Annotated in this window: 22 protein-coding genes and 1 riboswitch; of the genes, 19 read left to right on the forward strand and 3 right to left on the reverse strand. The window is 65.5% G+C overall.

What is annotated here, in order from left to right; all coding sequences use genetic code 11:
- The first annotated feature begins 89 nt into the window (after nucleotides 1-89).
- The 7 genes from ugpB to KUH32_RS09745 all read left to right on the forward strand — a co-directional run bounded on the left by ugpB (nucleotide 90) and on the right by KUH32_RS09745 (nucleotide 6,985).
- Nucleotides 90-1,391: a sn-glycerol-3-phosphate ABC transporter substrate-binding protein UgpB gene (gene ugpB / locus KUH32_RS09715; protein WP_217777825.1), complete on the forward strand. Its 1,302-nt coding sequence runs from the start codon at nucleotides 90-92 to the stop codon at nucleotides 1,389-1,391.
- Nucleotides 1,392-1,488: 97 nt separating this feature from the next.
- Complete coding sequence (gene ugpA, locus KUH32_RS09720) at nucleotides 1,489-2,370, forward strand: sn-glycerol-3-phosphate ABC transporter permease UgpA (protein ID WP_217777826.1); 882 nt, start codon at nucleotides 1,489-1,491, stop codon at nucleotides 2,368-2,370.
- A gap of 17 nt (nucleotides 2,371-2,387) precedes the next feature.
- Entirely contained in the window at nucleotides 2,388-3,224 is an 837-nt protein-coding gene (gene ugpE / locus KUH32_RS09725) for a sn-glycerol-3-phosphate ABC transporter permease UgpE (protein WP_217778387.1), read from the forward strand.
- A complete protein-coding gene (gene ugpC / locus KUH32_RS09730; RefSeq protein ID WP_217777827.1) occupies nucleotides 3,224-4,231 on the forward strand; it encodes a sn-glycerol-3-phosphate ABC transporter ATP-binding protein UgpC in 1,008 nt (335 codons plus the stop codon). The genes ugpE and ugpC overlap by 1 nt, the downstream gene beginning before the upstream one ends.
- A gap of 137 nt (nucleotides 4,232-4,368) precedes the next feature.
- Nucleotides 4,369-5,232, forward strand: a complete 864-nt coding sequence (locus KUH32_RS09735) for a glucosamine kinase nucleotide-binding domain-containing protein (protein ID WP_217777828.1) — start codon at nucleotides 4,369-4,371, stop codon at nucleotides 5,230-5,232.
- Nucleotides 5,229-6,401 (forward strand): N-acetylglucosamine-6-phosphate deacetylase, encoded by a 1,173-nt coding sequence (gene nagA, locus KUH32_RS09740; protein ID WP_217777829.1) that lies wholly within the window; start codon nucleotides 5,229-5,231, stop codon nucleotides 6,399-6,401. Before KUH32_RS09735 ends, nagA begins: the two co-directional genes overlap by 4 nt.
- Nucleotides 6,398-6,985 (forward strand): hypothetical protein, encoded by a 588-nt coding sequence (locus KUH32_RS09745; RefSeq protein ID WP_217777830.1) that lies wholly within the window; start codon nucleotides 6,398-6,400, stop codon nucleotides 6,983-6,985. The genes nagA and KUH32_RS09745 overlap by 4 nt, the downstream gene beginning before the upstream one ends.
- Here KUH32_RS09745 and irrA read toward each other — a convergent pair whose 3' ends face one another.
- Nucleotides 6,986-7,402 carry an iron response transcriptional regulator IrrA gene (irrA, locus tag KUH32_RS09750; protein ID WP_217777831.1) on the reverse strand — a complete coding sequence of 139 codons (417 nt, stop codon included), beginning with the start codon at nucleotides 7,400-7,402 and terminating at the stop codon, nucleotides 6,986-6,988. It abuts the gene before it with no gap.
- A gap of 170 nt (nucleotides 7,403-7,572) precedes the next feature.
- Between irrA and fabA the strand changes: the two genes are divergently transcribed.
- Together fabA and fabB are read left to right on the forward strand one after the other, a co-directional pair.
- A complete protein-coding gene (gene fabA, locus KUH32_RS09755; RefSeq protein WP_217777832.1) occupies nucleotides 7,573-8,082 on the forward strand; it encodes a bifunctional 3-hydroxydecanoyl-ACP dehydratase/trans-2-decenoyl-ACP isomerase in 510 nt (169 codons plus the stop codon).
- Between the two features lie 149 nt (nucleotides 8,083-8,231).
- Complete coding sequence (gene fabB, locus KUH32_RS09760) at nucleotides 8,232-9,461, forward strand: beta-ketoacyl-ACP synthase I (RefSeq protein ID WP_217777833.1); 1,230 nt, start codon at nucleotides 8,232-8,234, stop codon at nucleotides 9,459-9,461.
- Between the two features lie 16 nt (nucleotides 9,462-9,477).
- On the opposite strand, the gene KUH32_RS09765 is transcribed toward fabB, so the two are convergent.
- Nucleotides 9,478-10,302, reverse strand: coding sequence for a sulfotransferase domain-containing protein (locus KUH32_RS09765; RefSeq protein ID WP_217777834.1), 825 nt, complete (start codon nucleotides 10,300-10,302; stop codon nucleotides 9,478-9,480).
- A 486-nt stretch (nucleotides 10,303-10,788) separates the two neighbouring features.
- On the opposite strand from KUH32_RS09765, the gene KUH32_RS09770 reads away from it, so the two are divergent.
- Both KUH32_RS09770 and KUH32_RS09775 read left to right on the forward strand, forming a co-directional pair.
- Nucleotides 10,789-11,580 carry an enoyl-ACP reductase FabI gene (locus KUH32_RS09770; protein WP_217777835.1) on the forward strand — a complete coding sequence of 264 codons (792 nt, stop codon included), beginning with the start codon at nucleotides 10,789-10,791 and terminating at the stop codon, nucleotides 11,578-11,580.
- Between the two features lie 7 nt (nucleotides 11,581-11,587).
- Nucleotides 11,588-11,932, forward strand: coding sequence for a hypothetical protein (locus KUH32_RS09775; protein WP_217777836.1), 345 nt, complete (start codon nucleotides 11,588-11,590; stop codon nucleotides 11,930-11,932).
- A gap of 18 nt (nucleotides 11,933-11,950) precedes the next feature.
- On the opposite strand, the gene KUH32_RS09780 is transcribed toward KUH32_RS09775, so the two are convergent.
- Nucleotides 11,951-12,820, reverse strand: coding sequence for a glycosyltransferase family 2 protein (locus KUH32_RS09780; RefSeq protein WP_217777837.1), 870 nt, complete (start codon nucleotides 12,818-12,820; stop codon nucleotides 11,951-11,953).
- A gap of 109 nt (nucleotides 12,821-12,929) precedes the next feature.
- On the opposite strand from KUH32_RS09780, the gene miaB reads away from it, so the two are divergent.
- The 8 genes from miaB (at nucleotide 12,930) to metK (ending at nucleotide 20,969) form a co-directional block, all read left to right on the forward strand.
- On the forward strand, nucleotides 12,930-14,237 hold the full coding sequence (gene miaB / locus KUH32_RS09785) for a tRNA (N6-isopentenyl adenosine(37)-C2)-methylthiotransferase MiaB (protein WP_217777838.1): 1,308 nt from the start codon (nucleotides 12,930-12,932) through the stop codon (nucleotides 14,235-14,237).
- 305 nt (nucleotides 14,238-14,542) lie between these two features.
- The gene (locus KUH32_RS09790; protein WP_217777839.1) at nucleotides 14,543-15,133 is read left to right on the forward strand and encodes an OmpA family protein; all 591 of its coding nucleotides are present in this window, start codon (nucleotides 14,543-14,545) and stop codon (nucleotides 15,131-15,133) included.
- A gap of 14 nt (nucleotides 15,134-15,147) precedes the next feature.
- On the forward strand, nucleotides 15,148-15,462 hold the full coding sequence (locus KUH32_RS09795) for a hypothetical protein (RefSeq protein ID WP_217777840.1): 315 nt from the start codon (nucleotides 15,148-15,150) through the stop codon (nucleotides 15,460-15,462).
- Nucleotides 15,463-15,610: 148 nt separating this feature from the next.
- The gene (locus KUH32_RS09800) at nucleotides 15,611-16,591 is read left to right on the forward strand and encodes a PhoH family protein (protein WP_217777841.1); all 981 of its coding nucleotides are present in this window, start codon (nucleotides 15,611-15,613) and stop codon (nucleotides 16,589-16,591) included.
- 59 nt (nucleotides 16,592-16,650) lie between these two features.
- Complete coding sequence (ybeY, locus tag KUH32_RS09805) at nucleotides 16,651-17,139, forward strand: rRNA maturation RNase YbeY (protein ID WP_217777842.1); 489 nt, start codon at nucleotides 16,651-16,653, stop codon at nucleotides 17,137-17,139.
- Nucleotides 17,140-17,367: 228 nt separating this feature from the next.
- Nucleotides 17,368-18,183, forward strand: coding sequence for a transporter associated domain-containing protein (locus tag KUH32_RS09810; protein WP_431358183.1), 816 nt, complete (start codon nucleotides 17,368-17,370; stop codon nucleotides 18,181-18,183).
- The gene (gene lnt, locus KUH32_RS09815) at nucleotides 18,176-19,696 is read left to right on the forward strand and encodes an apolipoprotein N-acyltransferase (RefSeq protein WP_348541100.1); all 1,521 of its coding nucleotides are present in this window, start codon (nucleotides 18,176-18,178) and stop codon (nucleotides 19,694-19,696) included. Before KUH32_RS09810 ends, lnt begins: the two co-directional genes overlap by 8 nt.
- Before the next feature lie 41 nt (nucleotides 19,697-19,737).
- A riboswitch (SAM-SAH riboswitch) is annotated at nucleotides 19,738-19,787 on the forward strand.
- Between the two features lie 3 nt (nucleotides 19,788-19,790).
- Nucleotides 19,791-20,969: a methionine adenosyltransferase gene (metK, locus tag KUH32_RS09820; RefSeq protein ID WP_217777844.1), complete on the forward strand. Its 1,179-nt coding sequence runs from the start codon at nucleotides 19,791-19,793 to the stop codon at nucleotides 20,967-20,969.
- Nucleotides 20,970-21,043: the final 74 nt, after the last annotated feature.

The raw sequence follows: 21,043 nt of genomic DNA on the forward strand, positions 1-21,043 counted from the left end.
ACCGGTGTCGGTACACAGGCGCGTCACAAACGTGCGGCATTGCTGGGCCACGAACCCGCACCCGACACAACAGATAGGGAGAAGACAACATGAGACTCGCGCTCAGCCTAGTTTCCGCAACCGCGATGCTGGCCTCCGGGACCGCCGCGCTTGCACAGACCGAGATCCAGTTCTGGCACGCCTTCACCGGGCGCCTTGGCGAACTGGTGGCCGAACAGGTCGACAGCTTCAACGCGTCGCAATCCGACTATACCGTCGTGCAGGCGCACAAGGGCAACTATTCGGAAACGCTGAATGCCGGCATCGCTGCGTTCCGTGCCGGCGAACAGCCGCATATCCTGATGGTGTTCGAGGTGGGCACGGCAACGATGATGGCGGCCGAGGGCGCGATCCGGCCGGTCTATGAGGTGATGGGCGACGGTTTCGACCAGTCGAAATACATCGGATCGGTCAAGGGTTACTATACCGCAACCGACGGCAACATGCTGTCGCTGCCGTTCAACTCGTCGACCCCGGTTCTGTGGGTGAACCGCGACAAGTTGCAGGAGGCCGGGATCGACCCCGACACCGATCTGTCGACCTGGGAAAAGGTCGGCGCGGTGCTGGACGATCTCAAGGCCGCGGGCGTCGACTGTCCGCTGACGACGGCATGGCAAAGCTGGATTCACCTCGAGAACTTCTCGGCCTATCACGACGTGCCCTTCGCCACCAAGGATAACGGCTTTGGCGGCACCGATACCGAACTGGCCTTCAACGGCCCGGCCCAGGTGGCGCATATCGGCGCGATGGGTCAGTGGGCGCAGGATGGCAAGTTCTTCTACGCCGGGCGCCGCAACGAGGGCGGTGCGAATTTCCGCAGCGGAGAATGCGCGCTGTTCACCGAAAGCTCGGCCGGATATGCCGGCATCAAGGCCGAAGCGCAGTTCGCTTTCGAGGTGCGTCCGCTGCCGTATTGGGAAGCGGTCACGTCCGAGCCGCAGAACACCATCATCGGCGGTGCGTCGCTATGGGTGATGGAGGGCCACGAGGATGCGGAATATGCCGGTGTGGCGGCGTTCCTCGACTTCTTGTCCAGCCCGGAGATCCAGGCCAAGTGGCACCAGGATACCGGTTATCTGCCGATCACGGCCGAAGCCGGCGCGCTGACGAAATCGCAGGGCTTCTACGACGCCAATCCCGGCACCGACATCGCGGTCATGCAGATGACCGCCAAGGAGCCGACGAACAATTCCAAGGGCCTGCGCCTGGGATCGTTCGACCAGATCCGCGGCATCATCGACGAGGAACTGGAAGCGGTCTGGGCCGGTGACAAGTCGGCACAAGAGGCGCTGGATTCGGCGGTGGAACGCGGCAACGCGCTGTTGCGCCGGTTCGAGCAGGCGTCGCGCTGACCGTCTGATAGACAGGTCTCTGCCCCGGGCCGTGGCCTCGAACCGGTGATGACCGGCAAGAGGTCCCGGCACGGGGCCGGGACTGCGAAGCACCAAGATGGAAAAGCGCGTTACCTTCAAGGGCATCTGGTTGCCGCTGCTGCTGGTGGCACCGCAGATCGTTATCACGGCGGTGTTCTTCTTCTATCCCGCCGGGCAGGCGATCTGGCAGTCGCTGTTCATCCCCGACCCGTTCGGGTTGTCGATGCAGTGGGTGGGCCTGGGCAATTTCGAGTTCCTGTTCTCGGACCGCTTCTACCGCGCGTCCTTTGTCACCACGGCGGTGTTCTCGATCCTCGTCACGGTGGTGTCGATGGGGGTGGCATTGTACCTGGCGGTGCTGGCGGATCGGCTGATCAAGGGCTCGGGCACCTACCGGACGCTGTTGATCTGGCCTTACGCGGTGGCGCCCGCCGTGGCGGGCGTTCTGTGGCTGTTCATGTTCAACACCCGCGTCGGCGTGGTGTCGTGGTATCTGGGCCAGCTGGGCTATGACTGGAACCACGTGCTGAACGAGGGCGAGGCGATGGGGCTGGTGGTGGTGGCCAGCGCCTGGGGCCGGATCAGTTACAACTTCCTGTTCTTCCTGGCCGGGCTGCAGGCGATCCCGAAATCGGTGATCGAGGCGGCCGCGATCGACGGCGCGCGGTTCTGGACGCGGTTTCGCACCATCGTCTGGCCGCTGCTGTCGCCCACCACCTTCTTCCTGCTGGTGGTCAACATCATCTATGCCTTCTTCGAGACCTTCGGGGTGATCCACACGATCACCAGCGGCGGGCCGCAGCAGGCCACCACGATCCTGGTCTACAAGGTCTATTCTGACGGCTTTGTCGGTCAGGACCTGGGATCGTCGGCGGCGCAATCGGTGGTGCTGCTGGTGATCGTGTCGATCCTGACCGTGGTGCAGTTCAAGTATATCGAACGGCGGGTGCATTACTGATGGCGCAGCAAAACGGCATGGTGGAAAAGCGCGGCGCGGGCCTGTGGCTGACCCATCTGGGGCTGATCGTCGGCGTGGCCTTCATCTTTTTCCCGATCTGGCTGGCCTTCGTCGCCTCGACCGTGACGCAGGCTGACATCATCAAGCCGCCGATGCCGCTGATCCCGGGCGATCAGTTGATAGAGAATTACGCCCGCGCGCTGAAATCGGGGATCAACGCGCCGGTGGCGACGATGCTGATGAATTCGGCGATCATGGCCATCGGCATCGCGGTGGGCAAGATCGCGATCTCGCTGCTGTCTGCCTTTGCCATCGTCTATTTCCGGTTTCCGGGGCGCAAGCTGTTCTTCTGGCTGATCTTCCTGACGCTGATGCTGCCGGTCGAGGTGCGGATCGTGCCGACCTACGAGGTGATCGCGAATTTCGGGATGCTGAATAGCTATTCCGGGCTGATCCTGCCGCTGGTCGCCTCGGCCACCGCGACCTTCCTGTTCCGGCAGTTCTTCATGACCGTGCCGGACGAACTGGCCGAAGCGGCGCGGGTCGACGGCGCCCGGCCGATGCGGTTCTTTTTCGACATCCTGCTGCCGATGAGCCGGACCAATGTCGCGGCGCTGTTCGTGATCCTGTTCATCTACGGCTGGAACCAGTACCTGTGGCCGCTGCTGATCACCACCGATCCGTCGATGAACACCATCGTGATGGGCATCAAGCAGATGTTCCCGTCGGGCGACGACTTTGCCCATTGGCCGACGATCATGGCGACGTCGATCCTGGCCATGGTGCCGCCGGTGCTGGTGGTCATCGGCATGCAGCGGCTGTTCATCCGCGGGCTTGTGGAAAGCGAGAAGTAATGGCGACCGTCACCCTGAAAGACCTGCGCAAGACCTTCGGCAAGACCCAGGTCATTCACGGCATCGACATCGACATCGCCGATGGCGAATTCATCGTGATCGTCGGCCCGTCGGGCTGCGGCAAGTCCACCCTGTTGCGGATGGTGGCCGGGCTAGAGACGGTCACGGGGGGCGAAGTCACGATCGACGGGCGGCTGGTGAACGATGTCGAACCGATGGATCGCGACATCGCCATGGTGTTCCAGAACTACGCGCTTTATCCGCACATGTCGGTCTTCGACAACATGGCCTACGGGCTGAAGATCGCCAAGGTGCCGAAACCCGAGATCGCCGACCGGGTGGCGCAGGCGGCCAAGCTGCTGCAGCTCGAACCGTACCTGAACCGCAAGCCGCGGGAATTGTCCGGCGGCCAGCGCCAGCGCGTCGCGATGGGTCGCGCCATCGTGCGCAAGCCGGCGGTGTTCCTGTTCGACGAACCGCTGTCGAACCTCGATGCCAAGCTGCGGGTGCAGATGCGGCTGGAGATCAAGGCGCTGCAACGCGAACTGGGGGTCACGGCGCTGTATGTCACGCATGACCAGGTCGAGGCGATGACGCTGGCGGACCGGATGATCGTGATGAATGCGGGCGTGGCCGACCAGATCGGCCGCCCCCTGGATGTCTATGCCGATCCGCAGACCGCCTTTGTCGCGGGCTTCATCGGCTCGCCTCCGACGAATTTCCTGAAGTCCGGTGCAACCGCCATCCCGGGGGCCGCGCAAATCGGCATCCGGCCCGAGCACATGCGCCTGTCCGACACCGGTCGGCTGCGCGCCCATGTGGGATATTCCGAAGCTTTGGGCGCCGAAACGCTGGTGCATCTGCGTCTGGCGGACGGCACCCAGGTCACGGTTCGGCAGGATGCGGGCCTTGCGTTGCCGCGGGAAGGTCAAGAAACCGGGATCGACTGGGACGACGACCGGGCGATGGGGTTCGACCAGGCCGGGCGGCGGGTTGTGGCCGGTTGACGCCTTGGCCCTTTTTGCCCGGCGCAAAACCCGGTAACTCTTGAACAAAGCCGGTATTCGGGGTGCTTCCCGAACGTGGCCCGCCGGATTTGGTGCGGGTGCGGAGCCCGGTATTTGAGGTTGGATTGGGCGCGGTCATGAGTGGATTGCTAGTCGGGATCGATGGCGGCGGCACGTTGTGCCGTGCGGCGCTGCAATGGAACGGCGGCCGGGCCGAGGTCGCCGTGCCCGGCGCCAACGCGTTTTCGGACCCCGACGGATGCATCCAGGCGATCAACGCCGCGCTTGGCGCGCTGGCGGAAAAGGCCGCGGTGGATGTGGCCGGCCTGGCCGGCGCACCGGCCTATCTGGCGCTTGCGGGCGTGACGGGACCGGAGATCGCCGAGCGTATCGCCGCGCGCCTGCCGTTGCGCCGCGCCGTGATCGAGGAAGACCGCCGCGCCGCACTGGCTGGCGCTCTGAATGGCGCGGACGGCGCGGTGGCGGTCTGTGGAACGGGATCGTTCGTGGCCTTTCAGCAGGGTGGAACGGTGCGTTTCGCGGGCGGCTACGGGTTGATGTTGGGCGACGAGGCATCGGGCGCCTGGCTGGGCCGCGCGGCGGTGTCGGCGGTTCTGGCGGCGCGCGACGGGATCGGCCCCGCGACCGCGCTGACCGAAGCGCTGCAGGACAGCGTCGGCGACAGCGCGGCGCTGCTGGACCTGGGCCGATCGGCCACGCCACGGGATTTCGGCGCGCTGGCGCCGCGGGTGACGCAGGCGGCGGGCACTGGAGACAAGGTCGCGTTGCGGCTGATGCAGCAGGGCGCAGGCTATATCGCCGACTGCGTCATGGCGCTTGGCTGGCGTCCGGGCCTGCGGCTCTGCCTTGCCGGTGGCGTCGGCCCGCGCTTTGCTCTCTATCTGCCCGAACTTCTGCGCGAGGCCGTCAGCCCGCCGGACGGCACAGCCCTGGACGGGGCGCTGAGCCTGGCGCGGCAGATGGCCGAGGCGGCTGAATGAGCCTTGCGGCGCTGACCGGTGCGCGCGTCTTCGACGGCGCGGACTGGCACGACGACACCGCGGTGCTGATCGCCGAGGGCCATGTGGCGGGCCTGGTGCCGGCAGGCGACCTGCCGCAAGGCGCCGCGCGTCACGCGCTGGAGGGCGGCACCCTGGCGCCAGGCTTCGTCGATCTGCAGGTCAATGGCGGGGCCGGGCGGATGATCGCGGCAGGCATGGACGTGGCCGCGCTGCGGGCCATCGCGGCGGCCCATGCAAGGCTGGGCGCGACGACGATCCTGCCGACGCTGATCACCGACGCGCCCCAGGCGACGCGCGCGGTGATCGACACCGTCGCCGACGCCCTGGCCCGCGGCGTGCCCGGGCTTGCGGGCCTGCACCTGGAGGGTCCGCATCTGGACCCCAGGCGCCATGGGGCGCATGATGCGGCGCTGATCCGGCCGATGACCGGCGACGACCTGGCCCTGTATCTGCAGGCCGCCGCGCGGCTGCCGGTGCTCAAGATCACGCTGGCGCCCGAGGCGGCGACGGCGGATCAGATCGGCGCCCTGGCGCGGGCGGGCGTGATCGTCTCGCTGGGCCACAGCGGGTGCACCCACGCGCAGGCGCGCCAGGCAACCGATGCCGGTGCGCGGCTGGTCACGCATCTGTTCAACGCCATGAGCCAGCTTGGTTCGCGCGAACCCGGCCTTGTGGGCGCGGCGCTGGCCGATGGCCGGCTGTCGGCGGGGCTGATCGCCGACCTGGTGCATGTTCATCCCGACACGATCCGCGCGGCGCTGGCCGCGAAAACCGCTCCGGGACAGGTGTTTCTGGTCAGCGACGCGATGGCGGTGGCCGGGACGGATCTGGACGACTTTCGCCTGGGCGGTCGGCGCATCCTGCGCCGAGCGGGGCAACTGACGCTGGAGGATGGCACGCTGGCGGGGGCGGATCTGGACCTGGCCAAGGCGGTGCGCAACCTGGTGCAGGTGGTAGGCGTGCCGCCGGGTCCGGCTCTGGCCATGGCAACGGCGATACCCGGCGGCCTTGTCGGCACCGGTGGGCGCATCGTACCGGGCGGCACCGCCGATCTGGTGCATCTGGACGGCGATCTGCGGGTGACACGGGTCTGGCAGGCCGGGGCCATGGTGTCCGGGGTCGCGCAACCGGGAAAGGACGACCGATGACCGCACGGATCGACGAATTGATGGCGCGGATCGAGGCGCTGTACGACGAGATCGAGAACGAGATCGCCGAACGCCGCCAGCGCATGCGCTATCGGCTGGAACGCGGCAAGGTGCGGTTCGAGACCGAGGCGCTGCGCCAGCAACGCGAATGGCGCGAGGGGCTGGCAAGCTTCCTGTCGCGCGCCAATCCCTGGCATATCCTGACCGCGCCGGTGATCTATTCGCTGATTCTGCCCTTTGTCCTTCTTGACGTGTGGGTGTCGCTGTACCAGGCGATCTGTTTCCGGGCCTACGGTATTCCGCGGGTGCGCCGGTCGGAGCATATCCACATCGACCGTCACATGCTGGCCTATCTGAACGCGCTGCAGAAACTGAACTGCGTCTATTGCGGCTATTGCAACGGCGTGATCGGCTATGTCCGCGAGGTGGCGGCCCGGACGGAGGCATTCTGGTGTCCGATCAAACATGCCGGCCCGGTCCGGCAACCGCATGGCCATTACGCGCAATTCATGGATTACGGAGATGGGGCGCGGTTCCGCGAGGGCCTGAACGCGTCGCGCGACCGGGTCACGCGGGGCGAGTGATCAGCGCTTTCGCAGCCGGATGACCACGTCGACCGAGGCGATTTCCGAGCCGTCGGGCGCCTTGGGCAGGCGGGTGATCTCCAGCTGGTCGGCGGGCGCGTCGGTCAGACGCCCGTCCTCTTCCCAAAAGAAATGCGGGTGGTCGTGGGTGTTGGTGTCGAAATAGCTTTTCGACCCGTCCACCGTGACCTCTTGCATCAGGCCGGCTTCGCAGAAGGCGCGCAGCGTGTTGTAGACAGTGGCCAGCGAAACGCTTTCGCCCTGTTTCTTGGCGGCGTCGAACAGGCTTTCGGCCGTGACGTGGCGATGATTGCCGTCGCCCACGAGCAGCGCGGCCAGCGCAACCCGTTGACGGGTCGGGCGCAGGTCGGCCCGGGCGAGCCAGTCGCTTCCTCTTTCCAGTGCTGCCGCGTTCATCCGAACCTCGGTTCTGTCGCTTTGGTCTAATATAGTGTGGCTGACTTGCAGATTTCAAACGGATTTGACCCTGACGCCGCGGCTTTGCGTCCCGGCCGAACGGCTTGCCTCGCCGGTTCGGCGGGTGATAGGGGGGCTGAACAGGCAACGGACGATGGAGGTGGGCCGCGATGGCTGTGTATCCGACGAGCTTCGGCAAGGACGATCTTTTGAAATGCGCGGCGGGCGAGCTGTTCGGCCCGGGCAATGCGCAGTTGCCGGCGCCGCCGATGCTGATGATGGACCGGATCACCGACATCTCGGGCGATGGCGGGCTGCACGGCAAGGGCCACGTGGTGGCCGAGTTCGACATCACCCCCGACCTGTGGTTCTTCGAGTGCCATTTCCCCGGCAACCCGATCATGCCGGGCTGCCTGGGCCTGGACGGGCTGTGGCAGCTGACCGGCTTCAACCTGGGCTGGCGCGGCTGGCAGGGGCGCGGCTATGCGTTGGGCGTGGGCGAGGTCAAGCTGACCGGCATGGTGCGCCCCGACCGCAAAATGCTGACCTACAAGGTGGATTTCACCAAGGCGATCCAGACCCGCCGGCTGACCATGGGCGTCGCCGACGGCATCGTCGAAGCCGATGGCGACGTGATCTACCAGGTCAAGGACATGAAGGTCGCGCTGAGCGAAAGCTGAGGCGCGGGACTGCCGCGCTTTGCCCACAGGACAATGCGGGGCTGGCATGCCGACCAGTTCAAGACGGCAGTGCCGCCCTTTCCTATGTGGTTGCGCGCTCCGTCCCGGCTGGCCTACACACGTCTGCAAGGCAATGAAGGAGTGCGCGCATGCGCCGTGTCGTCGTCACCGGTCTCGGGATCGTGTCAAGCATCGGGAACAATGCCGAAGAGGTTCTGGCCTCGCTCAAGGCGGGCAAGTCGGGCATCACCGCCAACGAGGCGATGAAGGAGCACGGCTTTCGCAGCCAGATCGCCGGCGACATCAAGCTGGACGTGGCCGAGCATGTCGACAAGCGCACGCTGCGCTTCATGGGGCCCGGCGCGGCCTATGCCTATATCGCCATGGGTCAGGCGATCGCCGATAGCGGGCTTGAGGAGGCCGATATCGTCAATCCGCGCACCGGTCTCGTGGCCGGGTCGGGCGGGCCGTCGACATCTGCCATGCTAGCGGCGCACCAGACGGTGCTGAGCACCGGCGCGACCAAACGCATCGGGCCTTTCGCGGTGCCGAAATGCATGTGTTCGACCGTGTCGGCCAACCTTGCCACGGCCTACCGGATCAAGGGTATCAACTATTCCATCACCTCGGCCTGCTCGACCTCGCTGCATTGCATCGGCAACGCGGCGGAACAGATCATGCTGGACAAGCAGGACGTGATGTTCGCCGGCGGCGGCGAGGAACTGGACTGGACGCTGTCCTGCCTCTTCGACGCGATGGGGGCGATGTCGTCGAAATACAACGACACGCCGGAACGCGCCTCGCGGGCGTTCGACGCCGACCGCGACGGGTTCGTCATCGGCGGCGGCGGCGGCATCGTGGTGCTGGAGGAACTGGAGCGGGCGAAAGCGCGCGGCGCCAAGATCTATGCCGAGGTCACCGGCTATGGCGCAACCAGCGATGGCGCCGACATGGTGGCACCGTCGGGCGAGGGCGGTGAGCGCGCGATGCGCGTGGCGCTGTCCACGCTGCCCGAGGGCCGCAAGGTCAGCTATATCAACGCCCACGGCACCTCGACGCCGGTGGGCGACGTGGGCGAAATCGAGGCGGTGCGCCGGGTCTTCGGGCAGGGGTCGACGCCGCCGGTGTCGTCCACCAAGTCGATGACCGGCCACAGCCAGGGCGCCACCGGCGCGCAGGAGGCGATCTATTGCCTGCTGGCGCTCGAGCACGATTTCATCATCCCGTCGATCAACGTCGAAACCCTGGATCCGGCGCTGGACCCGGCCGAGATCGCCACCAAGCGGGTCGACAATGCGGGGCTGGATTCGGTGATGACCAATTCCTTCGGCTTCGGCGGGACCAACGGGTCGATGATTCTGTCGAAATTCCGGGGCTGAGCGTGGCGGCGGGCGGTTACGCCCGCGCCGACCCGTATTCCAGCCAGGCGCGGTCGTCCGGGGTCAGGTGGGCGTCCATCATCGCGTCGTAGGCGGCCAGATCCGCCGCGCTGAGTTGGCCCTGCCATTTCCCGCTGCTGCCGCTGTCGAAAAACGCGGCATCGGATTTGAAGAACCCCTTGCCGCCCGAGGGCGCGAAGCGTTCGGCATTCTCTTTCATGTTGTCGAAGGTCGCTGCCTGAACGAGACGCGCCATCACCGCCGCCGGATACGACACGCCCAGCAGGGCGGCCACGCGGCTGAACGTGCCGGACAGGTCGTCGATCATGTCGGCATAGTGGAACAAGGTCACGTTGGGCCGGTCGGCCAGCGCCTTCGCCGCCTGATAATGCCGCAGGATGTGAGCAAGCGGCATGGCATCCGTGTCGAAACCCTCGGGTCCGCCATCGAGAAAGCGGCGGAAGGTGACGCCGTCGGGGTCATCGTGCGGATACCACAAGTCGAACCACGGCATCGGGATGTTGCGCATGTGCTTGCGCATCGAAAAATGCGCATCCAGCGGATGGCGGAAGACGCAGATGTATTGCGCCTGATCGTGCAACGGTAGGCCGTCCATCGGGGTATGGCTTTTCATGCTGCGGCGGTGGCGCATGGCTTCGAGCCTTTCGGCGACCTCGGCCATTTCGCGGACGCGGATGTCGACCCAGGGCATTTTCACCGACAATTCCGTCTCGACCTCTGGATCGCCGGACAGCAGCAGGGCGACGATGGTCTGCATCCAGGTGGTGCCGGATTTGGGCGGGGTCACGACGATGATGTCGTCAGGCCGGATATTCACCATGTCCCAACGCCGGTTGTCGGTAAGCGGGCCAAGATAGAGCTGGCGGGAAGCGATGGCGGTTCTCCTTGATGGATGGGGTTCTGTCGTGGCGGCTGGCGAGTGCGACGGATCGCGTCAGCATGTGACGGGTGCGAGCTTGACTCAATCCCGGAATGCCTGGTGCGGGACGAAACTGACGTTTTTGCGACGATCGACAAGCCGCGCGTCTCCGGGCCGCGGTGCGGCGACCAACCGCCGGGATTGCGCGATTTATGCCAGCCAAATCCGCAAACTTTCCGAGCCTCGCGCAATCGTCGACAAATCGCCGTGCCGGGGGGCGGCCCGGCGATGCGCGGCGGCCTTCGGCCTTCATTCCGCGCTGGCGCAACTTCCACACCGGGCTCCTCACGGCCATTGGAGATCCGCCGATCCTTTCGTCTGAGCGGTCGCACAACTTGACCTCTCGACCTGTTCCGGTCAGGTAATTCGAAACGGTCGGAGGGGCATATGACGATTTCCTTGAACGGCAAGCGCGGCCTGGTGATGGGCGTGGCGAACGAACGCTCGATCGCGTGGGGCATCGCCAAGGCCTGCGCCGAGGCCGGGGCCGAGCTGGCCTTTACCTACCAGGGCGAGGCGTTCGGCAAGCGGCTGGAACCGCTGGCGGCCAGCGTCGGCAGCGATTTCATGGTCGATGTGGACGTCACTGACGACGCCTCGCTGGACGCGGCCTTCGCGGCGTTGTCGGCGCGGTGGGACAGCCTGGACTTTCTCGTTCATGCCATCGCCTTTTCCGACAAGTCGGAACTGACGGGGCGGTTCCTGAACACCAGCCGGGCGAATTTCAAGAACTCGATGGATATCAGCTGTTACAGCTTTATCGAGGTGGCGCGCCGCGCCCATCCGCTGATGGCCGGCAAGGGCGGTTGTCTGATCACCCTGACCTATGCCGGGTCGAACCGCGTGGTGCCGAACTACAACGTGATGGGCGTGGCCAAGGCGGCGCTGGAATCGGCGACGCGCTACCTGGCCAACGATCTGGGCCGCGACGGCATCCGCGTGAACGCCATCAGCCCCGGCCCGATGAAGACGCTGGCCGGTGCGGCGATCGGCGGGGCACGCAAGACCTACAAGCACACCGACATGAATGCGCCGTTGGGCGCCAATGCAACGCTTGAGGCCGTGGGCGGCACGGCGGTCTACCTGGTCTCGGATGCCGGTGCCTGCACGACCGGCGAGATCATCCATGTCGACGGTGGCTTTCACGTGCTGGGCATGCCGCAATACGAGAACCTGTGAGGGTGCCATGACCATGAAACGTTGGATGACGGGATGCGTTGCGGCCCTTTCGGTCGCGGGTTGCATGCAAGCGGCACCGTCGACCGGGCCGTCGGCCTCGACGGATGGCCACGCGGCCAAGTTGCGGCCGGGCATGTCGCCCAACGACGCATTCCTGACCTTCGGCCCCGAAAGCGGGTTCGAGCGCAACCCGGCCAACTGGGACGAAAGCTGCCTTTCCTATGCCTATGGTCCGGCCGAGCAGCCGCGTTACGTGCATGCGCGGTTCGTCAACGATGCGCTGGCTACGGCGACGGACGGGCATCCCGGCATTTGTTCCTATACCGACGCGCCGGTCACCGGGCAGGCCTGATCCGGTCGCGTTGCGTGGTCAGAACCACTGCCCCGGCTCCATCAGGCCGAGATCCAGCAATTGCCGCGAATGCCATTCGAACGGCGTGGAGTTGTGCCATTTGAAGCTGCGGATGTCGAAGGTCGATCCGGGGTTCAGCTTGAGCGCCTTGGCGGTGCGGAACGACACGATCGCCGCAGTGACGTTGTTGTGCCACGGACAGGCATAGGTGTTGTATTCCTCGTCATCGAAGGTGTGATCCTCGCGCAGGTGCAGCCCGGGCTTGGCGCGCCATAGTGCGATCCGGTCGATCTTGCGCCGCTCGATCGGCACGTGTTCCTCGTAGCGCCAGCGCAGCCCGCCGAAGAAATCCAGTTGCCTGTCCTTCGGGTGATTGTCATTCGCCGGGTCGGGCCGTGCCAGCGCATAGTATCCGGACCGGTCCAGGAACGCTTCGTCCAGCGACACCGCGTCGGGCCAGCGATCCAGGTCGCCGGCATACAGGTCGACCACATAGGTCAACATCGCGTCGCGCCGTTCCTCGGTGTGAAAGGACAGCATCTCGCCGACCGAGCGGGTCTCGCAGAAGGGGTAGAACAGGTATTCGGCGTTGTAGCAGTAATACATCCAGATGCCCGGCGCGGCGGCGTTCACCGCGTTCACCGCCCGCGGCACCGCGCCATCGACCTTGAGATCGCAGGTGACGCGATGCACGTCGTCGGCCACGTCGGGCGCCAAGTCGATCACGTCATCCATGAAAGCGACGATGGCGTGGAACCCGCTGTGCAGGTGATGGCGCAGCGTGGTGTCGACTTCGACCGCATCCTCGCAGAAGACCAGCGCGACCGGCCCCTTGGCCAGCGCCGCCTTGCCCCGTGACAGGAAATCGTCAAGCCCGGAATATCGCATCTGCCCGCCTCTGCCCGCTTTTGGTGGAGAATCGGTGAAAATCTGGTGCATTGCAAGACAAGGGCGATCTGCGCTATCTGCCCGCTCTGACCCTGATCCGGAGACGACCATGTCCGCGACGAAGAAGTTGTTCATCAAGACCTATGGCTGCCAGATGAACGTCTACGACAGCGAACGCATGGCCGAGGCCATGGGCGGGCAAGGCTATGTCACGACCGACAGCCCCGACGATGCCGACATGATCCTGCTGAACACCTGCCATATCCGGGAAAAGGCCGCGGAAAAGGTCTATTCGGAACTGGGCCGCTACAAGGGATTGAAGGCGGAAAAGCCCGATCTCAAGATCGGCGTGGCCGGCTGCGTGGCCCAGGCCGAGGGCGCCGAAATCATGCGCCGCCAGCCGCTGGTCGATCTCGTCGTCGGTCCGCAAAGCTATCACCGCCTGCCGGAATTGGAGGCGCGCGCGCGGGCCGGGGAAAAGGCGCTGGACACCGATTTTCCCGCAGAGGACAAGTTCGACCACCTGGCCGCCCGGCCGAAGGCCAAGCGCGGACCGTCCGCGTTCCTGACCGTGCAGGAAGGCTGCGACAAGTTCTGCGCCTTTTGCGTGGTGCCCTATACCCGCGGGGCCGAGGTCAGCCGCCCCGCCGACCGTATCCTGGCCGAGGCGCGCGACCTGGTCGAACGCGGCGTGCGCGAGATCACCCTGCTGGGCCAGAACGTCAACGCCTATCACGGCCACGAGCGCGGGCTGGCCGGCTTGATCCGCGACCTGGCCGGGATCGACGGGCTGGCCCGCATCCGCTTTACCACCTCGCATCCCAACGACATGGATGACGATCTGATCGCGGCGCATGGCGATTGCGACAAGCTGATGCCCTATCTGCACCTGCCGGTGCAGTCCGGCAGTGACCGGATCCTCAAGCGGATGAACCGCCAGCACACCCGCGACCAGTATTTCGCCATCATCGATCGGCTGCGCGCGGTGCGTCCCGACCTGCATCTGTCGGGCGACTTCATCGTCGGCTTTCCCGAGGAAACCGAGACAGATTTCGCCGACACGATGGAGTTGATCGAACGGGTGGGCTATGGCAGCGCGTTTTCGTTCAAGTATTCCACCCGCCCCGGAACGCCCGCGGCCGAACGCGACCAGGTGCCGGAGGACATCAAGGATGACCGTCTGCAACGGTTGCAGGCGCTGATCACCCGCCAGCAGCGTGCGGTGCAGGACGCGATGGTCGGCCGCGAGGTCGCGGTGCTGTTCGAAAAACCCGGACGGATGGCGGGGCAGATGGTGGGCAAGTCCGAACACCTGCACGCGGTTCACGTGACCGCCGAAGGGCTTGCGCCGGGTGACCTGCGCCGCGTGCGGATCGTGGGATCGGGCCCCAATTCGCTGAGTGGTGTGCTGATCTGAACCGGTTCTGCGCGCCGGCCCGGCCCGCATCGTTTTCAGAGCGGAAACAGTTCGTCCGAAACGGGCGGAATAGCCGTTTTTCGAGCATCAATCGCGCCAATTCGATTCATCGGCAGCGACCCGGAATCCGCCACGTTTTACGGCGTTCCGGCCGGTCTTTTTGGCTTCACATGCCAAGGATAGTTGATAGAGTGTTGATAATACTGGGTAAGCCGGGAACATCTGCCGATTCCCGGAAATAATGTCGATTGGATATGGGGGATGTGGCTGTGGCGATAGCTGCTGGATTATTTTCACGTGGACGCATGCTGTGCAGGACGATCGCGGTCGGGGCGGCGCTTGCCATGCCGTTGTCCATGGCGGTTCTGACGGCGACGGCGACTTCGTCCGAGGCGCAGACCTTCAGCCGGGACACGCGGTCGCAGCAGGGCCGGGATCAAGGCCAGTACATCCCCGAAATCGCGCTGACGCCCGATGGCTGCGAGGTCTGGATGATGGATGACGGCGCCGAAGGCTATGCCGACAACCGGCTGACCCGCAAGGGTACGCCGGTTTGCCATGACGTGACGCCCTGCGGCGTGGTCAATACCGACCAGTTCTTCGCCACCGACAGCCACCGCATCCACTCCAGGCACAAGGCGCGGCTGGAACAGTTCTTCCGCGACAGCAACGCCTTTGCCTTCACCATCGTCGGTCACACCGACAGCCGGGCCAGCGACGAATACAACATGCGGCTCAGCTACAACCGGGCCATCGCGGTGGCCAAGGTCGCGCAGTCGGTCGGCGCCAAGATCGTCGATGTCCGCGGCATGGGCGAACGCTATCCGGTTGCGGACAACCGCACCAAAGACGGCATGGCGCGCAACCGCCGCGTCGAAATCCTGTGCTTCCAGTAAGAAGGGTGGCTGACATGACGTTTGCAAAAACCGCTCTCGGTCTCGGCGCCATCCTGCTGCTGACCGCCTGTTCCGACGAAGGCCTGCGGGGCTATCCGCCGGACAAGACCATCGACCGCGGCATCAACGGCCATTCGCTCAAGACGACGCAATGGGGTGTCTGGGTCAACCCGGATGGCTGCGACCACTGGATCGCCGACGACGGGGTCGAGGGCTATCTGGTGACGCGCCTGGACAAGTACGGCAAGCCGGTCTGTTCGGGCGTCGCGCCGCCGACCTACACGGCAGGCGACTTCAAGGGCGGCTCGCCCATCCCGGATCCGAACTGATCCCGTCGGAACGGACATTCCCAAGGACCGCGTGGTGCGACGCCGCGCGGTCTTTTTCGTTTCCAAGGTCCGACATCCGCCGGCCAAGCCTTGTCTTGCCCCTCGGGGCTTGGCACCCTGATCCCGAGTCGCAACCCAGGAGCATTGCGTGACCACAGGCACCCTGTCCGAGCTCATTCTCGAATTTCCAGACAATCGCCTTTTGATCGATCTTTGCGGCGAATACGATCGCAACCTCACCGATATCGAAACCCGCACCGGCGTGCAGATCCTGCGCCGCGGCAACCAGTTGGCGATCCACGGCGCCCCCGAAGCCCAGGCGGAAGCGCACGAGGTGCTGACCGCGCTCTACAATCGCCTGGAACAGGGCCGCGAGGTCGGCCAGGCCGATATCGACCGCGAGTTCCGACTGAGTGCCGAGGATGCCGGACCCGACAGCCAGCTCGAGATGTTTTCTGGCGGCAAGGTCGAGATCAAGACCCGCAAGAAACTGGTCGAGCCGCGCACAGAAACGCAGAAGGCCTATGTCAAGGCACTGTTCGGAAACGAACTGGCCTTCGGGATCGGCCCGGCGGGCACCGGCAAGACCTACCTTGCCGTCGCGGTGGGCGTGAACATGTTGATCAACGGCCTGGTGGACAAGATCATCCTGAGCCGTCCCGCCGTCGAGGCGGGCGAAAAGCTGGGCTACCTGCCGGGCGACATGAAGGACAAGGTCGATCCGTACATGCAGCCGCTTTACGACGCGCTGAACGATTTCCTGCCGGGCAAGCAATTGGCCAAGCTGATCGAGGAAAAGACCGTCGAAATCGCGCCGCTGGCCTTCATGCGCGGTCGAACCCTGTCCAACGCCTTCGTGGTGCTGGACGAGGCGCAGAACGCGACGACGATGCAGATGAAGATGTTCCTGACCCGGTTGGGCGAAGGCTCGCGGATGGTGATCACAGGTGATCGCACGCAGATCGACCTGCCGCGCGGGGTGCCGTCGGGGCTGGCCGATGCCGAACGGTTGCTGAGCGCGATCCCCAACATCGCCTTCACCTATTTCACCGCAAAGGACGTGGTGCGCCATCCGCTGGTCGCCGCGATCATCGAAGCCTATGAGAAGGACGCCGAAAAACCGGCCTGATCCTTCCGCTTGCTCTTGAACCCAAGGTGACCGGGGGCCGGTCCCCGGCGATCTGACAGATGTTGACCGATACCATTCTCGAAGATGATCGCTGGCAGGAGGCCGGCCTGCCCGACATCGCCGAACGCGCGGCGCGGGCGGTGCTGGTGCATCTGGGCCATGATCCGGCGCGTTTCGAGATCGCCGTGCTTGGTTGTGACGATGCCCGCATCGCCGCGCTGAACGCGGATTTCCGCGGCAAGCCGCAGCCCACCAACGTGCTGAGCTGGCCTGCCGAAGACCTGTCCAGTGAAACCCCCGGCGGAAATCCGCTGGCGCCGGGGGACGCCGAACTGGGCGACATCGCCATCGCCTACGACACCTGCTTGCGCGAAGCGACAAGCGCGGGCAAAAGCCTGGCTGATCACGCCTGTCATCTGGTTGTGCATGGCGTGATGCATCTTCTGGGTTACGATCACGTCCGTGACGCGGATGCCACGCTGATGGAAGGGTTGGAGATCGCCATACTTGGCAAACTGGGCCTTCCCGACCCATATATGTTGAATTGACGGCCCCTGGGGCCATGACCGGACAGAGGACCAATGGGCGATAACGACGGCTCGTCTAGCGCGGCGCAAAGCGCGCTTCAGACGGGGCAGCCAGAGGCTGATACAGCGAAGTCAGACACCCGGCCGGGTTTGTTCCGGCGCATTTTCCGTGGCCGCGGATCATATCCGCATCATGACAGCCATGTCTCAGGTGCGGCCGTCAAGGCGGCGTTGCGCCCGGTTCACGGCATGGTCAACCTGCGGCGGATGCGGGTCGAGGACGTGGCGATCCCCAAGGCCGAGATCATCGCGGTGCCGGACACTATCAACAAATCCGATCTCGTCGCGGTCTTTCGGCAAAGCGGGCTGACCCGGCTGCCGGTCTACGAAGGCACGCTGGACAACCCGGTCGGCATGGCCCATCTCAAGGATTTCGCGCTCAGCCACGGTTTCAACGGCGGCGAGGGCCGTTTCAACCTGCGCAAGATCCTGCGGCCGCTTCTGTTCGTGCCGCCATCGATGCCGATCGGCGTTCTGCTGACCAAGATGCAGGCCGAACGGCGCCACATGGCGCTGGTGATCGACGAATATGGCGGCGTCGACGGGCTGGTGACCATCGAGGATTTGATCGAACAGGTCATCGGCGAGATCGAGGACGAACACGACAACGGCGAGGACAAGTACTGGACGCGCGAGAAATCGGGCGCCTACCTGGCCGTCGCGCGCACGCCGCTCGAGGATTTCGAGGCCGAGATCGGCCGCACCCTGACCGACCATTCCGACATCGACGCCGAAGAGATCGACACGCTGGGCGGGCTGGTCTTCATGCTGGCCGGGCGTGTTCCGGCGCGCGGCGAGGTGGTGCTGCATCCCGACGGCCCGGAATTCGAGGTCGTCGATGCCGATCCGCGCCGCATCAAGCGGTTGAGGGTGCGCGTCAAGGGAGCGCCGGCGGCGACGTCCGCCGCCGCCGCACCGGCGTCGGCTGTCGAAGCCGCCGCGCCCGAAACCGCGACGCCTGAGACCGCAACGCCCGTCGAGACCGGTGAAAGCCGGCGTGGCTGACAACCCGCGCGCCGCGCCGGGACGCCTGCCGCTCTGGTCGCGGCTGCCTCTGTCGGTTGCGGCCGGCGTTCTCATGGGGCTGTCCACCGCGCCTTACGACCTGTGGTATCTGGGTTTCGCCGGATTGGTGGCGGCGTTCTGGCTGTTCGCCGCTGCGCCCGCGGCGTTCCAGGCCATCGGCACGGGATGGGGCGTCGGTCTTGGCTATTTCGGCTTCGGCCTGGGATGGATCGTCGAGCCGTTCATGGTCGATGTCGCCGAAACCGGCTGGATGGCGCCGTTCGCGCTGCTTCTGATGGCCGGCGGGCTGGCGCTGTTCTGGGCGCTGGCCTTCTGGAGCGCGGCGCATCTCAGGTCGCGGCCCCTTTGGGCGCTGGTTCTGACATGGACCGCGGCAGAGTTGGCGCGGGCCTATGTCTTCACCGGCTTCCCCTGGGGGCTTGTCGGATATCTCTGGGCACCGGTCATGGCCATCCAATGGGTTTCGGTGATCGGCCCGCACGGGTTGACGCTGGTCACGCTTGCGGTCGCCGCTTCGCTGGCGATGGCGCTGCGCGCGGGCCGCGACGGAGCCCCGAGCGTCGCCGCCGGGCTGATCGGGCTGGCGGCCCTGGGGCTGGGCGGCGCCTGGCTGACCCCGCCGGTTCAAGACCTTTCGGGCCGCCCGATGATCCGGCTGATCCAGCCCAACGCACCGCAACACGAGAAATGGGACCCGAACAAGGTTCAGATGTTCTTCGACCGGCAGGTATCGTTCACCGCCGCACCGCCGGAGGGGGCGAAACCCGCGCTGGTGGTGTGGCCCGAAACCGCCGTGCCGGTCTTGCTGAACCGCGCCGGCGATGCGTTCGCGCGCATCTCGGAGGCGGCGGGTCCGGCGCCGGTCGTGGTGGGCATCCAGCGCGCCGAGTCCGGCCGGTTCTACAATTCGCTTGCGGTGATGGACGGGCAGGGCGGACTGGTGCAGGTCTATGACAAGCACCACCTGGTGCCCTTCGGGGAATACATGCCCGCTGCGGCCTTGTTCCGGCGCTGGAACATCTTCGGGCTGGCCGCGCGGGCCGAGGGCGGCTACAGCCCGGGACCCGGCCCGGACATCCTCGATCTCGGTGGGCTGGGCCTGGCACTGCCGTTGATCTGCTACGAGGCGGTGTTCCCGCAGGATGTCCAGCGCGCGCCGCTGCGGCCCGATCTGCTGTTGCAGATCACCAACGACGCCTGGTTCGGCAGCTGGTCGGGACCGTATCAGCATTTCGCCCAGGCGCGCATCCGGGCGATCGAACAGGGCCTGCCCATGGTGCGGGCGGCCAATACCGGCGTATCGGCGATGATCGACGGCGCGGGCCGGATCGTGGCGTCTCTGCCGCTGAACCAGGAGGGGTTCGTCGATGCGCCCCTGCCGCCGCCGATGCGCCACACGCTGTATGCCCGGACCGGCGATCTGCCGGTTCTGGTGTTGCTTTTCGCCTGCGCCGCAGGGCTGATCGCGCTGCGCCGGCGTGTTTCCGATTGACCGCGTCGCGGGCGCGGCGTAGGGCAGTCGCAAGCATAACAAACCCGTCACAACGGCTTCCTGGCGTGGCGGAGCGAGCACCAATGGAGCACCCATGTCCCGTCAGAGTTATATCTTCACCTCCGAATCCGTCTCGGAGGGGCATCCCGACAAGGTCTGCGACCGGATTTCGGATGCAATCCTCGATGCCTTCCTCGCCGAAGATCCGCGGGCCCGCGTCGCCTGCGAGACCTTTGCCACGACCAACCGCGTGGTGATCGGCGGCGAGGTCGGTCTGACCGACCAGGCCCGGCTGCACACGTTCATGGACCGTATCCCCGAGATCGCGCGCGCGTGCATCAAGGATATCGGCTATGAACAGGACAAGTTCCACCACGCCACATGCGAAGTCACCAACCTGTTGCACGAGCAATCGGCGCATATCGCGCAAGGCGTGACCGGCGAACGCGGCGACGAAGGCGCCGGCGACCAGGGCATCATGTTCGGCTATGCCACCAACGAAACGCCCGACCTGATGCCGGCGCCGATCCAGTACGCCCATGCGATCCTGCGGCGCCTGGCCGAGGTGCGGAAATCCGGCCAGGAACCGCTGCTGCGCCCCGATGCGAAAAGCCAGCTTTCGGTGCGTTACGAGGGTGGCAAGCCGGTTGGGGTCAGCTCGATCGTGCTGTCCACGCAGCATGAAAGCGAAGCGCAGTCGAGCGCCGACATCCGTGCCATCGTCGAACCCTACATTCAGGAGGTGCTGCCCGAGGGCTGGATCACGGCGGACACGCAATGGTGGGTCAACCCCACCGGCACCTTCGTGATCGGAGGCCCGGACGGTGATGCCGGTCTGACCGGGCGCAAGATCATCGTCGACACCTATGGCGGTGCCGCCCCGCATGGCGGCGGCGCCTTTTCCGGCAAGGATCCCACCAAGGTCGACCGCTCGGCCGCCTATGCCGCGCGCTACCTGGCCAAGAACGTCGTCGCCGCCGGCATGGCAGACCGCTGCCTGGTTCAGCTGTCCTATGCCATCGGCGTTGCGAAACCGCTGTCGATCTATGTCGACACCTTCGGCACCGGCGAGGTCGATCCCGCGGCGATCGAGATCGCGATCCCCAAGGTCATGGACCTGACACCCCGCGGCATCCGAACCCACCTGGACCTCAACCGCCCGATCTATGCCCGCACCGCCGCCTATGGCCATTTCGGCCGGGCGCCGGAAGCCGATGGCGGGTTTTCCTGGGAAAAGGCCGATCTCGCCGAAGCGCTTGCCAAGGCGGTCTAGCGGACAAAACGCTGGCGAGCGTTTTGCAAATTCCTTGGAGAGGAATTTGCGGCGCGGGGTCGGAAGGCGGCGCG

Source organism: Thalassococcus arenae, from assembly GCF_019104745.1.
GTDB lineage: Bacteria > Pseudomonadota > Alphaproteobacteria > Rhodobacterales > Rhodobacteraceae > Thalassococcus_B > Thalassococcus_B arenae.

Excerpts from the sequence above, each read along its gene's own strand:
- ugpB (WP_217777825.1), top strand. The coding sequence starts at position 90 with ATGAGACTCGCGCTCAGCCTAGTTTCCGCAACCGCGATGCTGGCCTCC.
- ugpA (WP_217777826.1), top strand. The coding sequence starts at position 1,489 with ATGGAAAAGCGCGTTACCTTCAAGGGCATCTGGTTGCCGCTGCTGCTG.
- ugpE (WP_217778387.1), top strand. The coding sequence starts at position 2,388 with ATGGTGGAAAAGCGCGGCGCGGGCCTGTGGCTGACCCATCTGGGGCTG.
- ugpC (WP_217777827.1), top strand. The coding sequence starts at position 3,224 with ATGGCGACCGTCACCCTGAAAGACCTGCGCAAGACCTTCGGCAAGACC.
- KUH32_RS09735 (WP_217777828.1), top strand. The coding sequence starts at position 4,369 with ATGAGTGGATTGCTAGTCGGGATCGATGGCGGCGGCACGTTGTGCCGT.
- nagA (WP_217777829.1), top strand. The coding sequence starts at position 5,229 with ATGAGCCTTGCGGCGCTGACCGGTGCGCGCGTCTTCGACGGCGCGGAC.
- KUH32_RS09745 (WP_217777830.1), top strand. The coding sequence starts at position 6,398 with ATGACCGCACGGATCGACGAATTGATGGCGCGGATCGAGGCGCTGTAC.
- irrA (WP_217777831.1), bottom strand. The coding sequence starts at position 7,402 with ATGAACGCGGCAGCACTGGAAAGAGGAAGCGACTGGCTCGCCCGGGCC.
- fabA (WP_217777832.1), top strand. The coding sequence starts at position 7,573 with ATGGCTGTGTATCCGACGAGCTTCGGCAAGGACGATCTTTTGAAATGC.
- fabB (WP_217777833.1), top strand. The coding sequence starts at position 8,232 with ATGCGCCGTGTCGTCGTCACCGGTCTCGGGATCGTGTCAAGCATCGGG.
- KUH32_RS09765 (WP_217777834.1), bottom strand. The coding sequence starts at position 10,302 with ATGGTGAATATCCGGCCTGACGACATCATCGTCGTGACCCCGCCCAAA.
- KUH32_RS09770 (WP_217777835.1), top strand. The coding sequence starts at position 10,789 with ATGACGATTTCCTTGAACGGCAAGCGCGGCCTGGTGATGGGCGTGGCG.
- KUH32_RS09775 (WP_217777836.1), top strand. The coding sequence starts at position 11,588 with ATGACCATGAAACGTTGGATGACGGGATGCGTTGCGGCCCTTTCGGTC.
- KUH32_RS09780 (WP_217777837.1), bottom strand. The coding sequence starts at position 12,820 with ATGCGATATTCCGGGCTTGACGATTTCCTGTCACGGGGCAAGGCGGCG.
- miaB (WP_217777838.1), top strand. The coding sequence starts at position 12,930 with ATGTCCGCGACGAAGAAGTTGTTCATCAAGACCTATGGCTGCCAGATG.
- KUH32_RS09790 (WP_217777839.1), top strand. The coding sequence starts at position 14,543 with ATGCTGTGCAGGACGATCGCGGTCGGGGCGGCGCTTGCCATGCCGTTG.
- KUH32_RS09795 (WP_217777840.1), top strand. The coding sequence starts at position 15,148 with ATGACGTTTGCAAAAACCGCTCTCGGTCTCGGCGCCATCCTGCTGCTG.
- ybeY (WP_217777842.1), top strand. The coding sequence starts at position 16,651 with ATGTTGACCGATACCATTCTCGAAGATGATCGCTGGCAGGAGGCCGGC.
- KUH32_RS09810 (WP_431358183.1), top strand. The coding sequence starts at position 17,368 with ATGGTCAACCTGCGGCGGATGCGGGTCGAGGACGTGGCGATCCCCAAG.
- metK (WP_217777844.1), top strand. The coding sequence starts at position 19,791 with ATGTCCCGTCAGAGTTATATCTTCACCTCCGAATCCGTCTCGGAGGGG.